The 1,112-nt window shown below is 60.4% G+C and carries 1 protein-coding gene; it reads right to left on the bottom strand.

Annotated elements, in window-relative coordinates:
- Window positions 1-4: 4 nt before the first annotated feature.
- Window positions 5-1,069 carry an IS630 family transposase gene (locus QMK32_RS25145; RefSeq protein ID WP_283478292.1) on the bottom strand — a complete coding sequence of 355 codons (1,065 nt, stop codon included), beginning with the start codon at window positions 1,067-1,069 and terminating at the stop codon, window positions 5-7.
- Window positions 1,070-1,112: the final 43 nt, after the last annotated feature.

Raw genomic sequence — 1,112 nt, 5'->3', positions numbered from 1 at the left:
GACACTAGTGGCCCGCGTTTGAAGTTGTTGGGCGGTTGGCTTTCTTGAGGATCTGCTCGGCGGTTTTCGTCCAGACGAAGGGCTGAGCGCGGGGGTTCCAGCCGTTGATAAATGCACGGATCTTGGTGGTGAGGTCGCGGACGTTGCGGAAGGTGCCGCGGTGGATCGCTTGCCGTTCGATGATGCCGAACCACACTTCCACGAGGTTCATCCACGACGCCGATGTCGGAGTGAAATGGACTGTGATGCGGTGATTGTCGGCCAACCAGTCTTTCACTTCCTGCTTTTTGTGGGTGGCGTAGTTGTCCATCACCAGATGCAACTCCTGATCGGGGTACGCCCTCGCCACGTGTTTGAGAAAGGTCAGGAACTCCTGGTGCCGGTGCCGCGGTTTGCAGATGCCGGTGACCTTTCCGGTGGCCACCTCGAGCGCTGCGAACAAGGTCGTGGTGCCGTTGCGGACGTAGTCGTGGGTTTGACGTTCGGGGATCCCGATCTGCATCGGTAACGTCGGTGCCGTCCGATCGAGAGCTTGGATCTGCGACTTCTCGTCCACGCACAGCACGATCGCATTGTCCGGTGGCGCGAGGTAGAGCCCGACGATGTCGGTGACCTTCGCAACCAGTTCAGGGTCGGTGGAGAACTTGAAAGTTTGACTGCACCAAGGCTGTACACCGTGCTCACGCCACACGCGGGCGACAGTGCCGTGCCCGATTCCGAGGTGGTCGGCAAGCAACCTCGAACTCCAATGAGTCACTCCATACTTCGCCGGCGGCGGTGTCAAAGTCACCGTGATCAGCTCGTCCCGGTCGAGGGTGCGGGGTCGCCCAGAGCGTTCCTCGTCGAACAACCCGTCGATCCCGAACTGGGCATATCGGGACCGCCAGTTGATCACCGTCTGCCGCGAAATCGAGAACCTGCGTGCGATCTCGGCGTGCGCGACACCGTCGGCGGCCAGCAGTACGATCCGCGCCCGCTGCACTAGACCGGCCCTGATGGTGGACGACCGAACCCACTTCTCGAGCTGATCACGATCGATATCGGGAATCGACAACGGTGCTGCGCGCATGTTCAATTCAACCAAACATAACCGCCCAAATACTTCAGGCGCG

Origin of the sequence: Rhodococcus sp. H29-C3 (genome assembly GCF_030063405.1) — a bacterium.
Taxonomy (GTDB): domain Bacteria; phylum Actinomycetota; class Actinomycetes; order Mycobacteriales; family Mycobacteriaceae; genus Rhodococcoides.
The sequence above is the reverse complement of the archived record's forward strand: the minus strand, read 5'-3'. Positions and strand labels throughout refer to the sequence as shown.

Excerpts from the sequence above, each read along its gene's own strand:
- QMK32_RS25145 (WP_283478292.1), bottom strand. The coding sequence starts at position 1,069 with ATGCGCGCAGCACCGTTGTCGATTCCCGATATCGATCGTGATCAGCTC.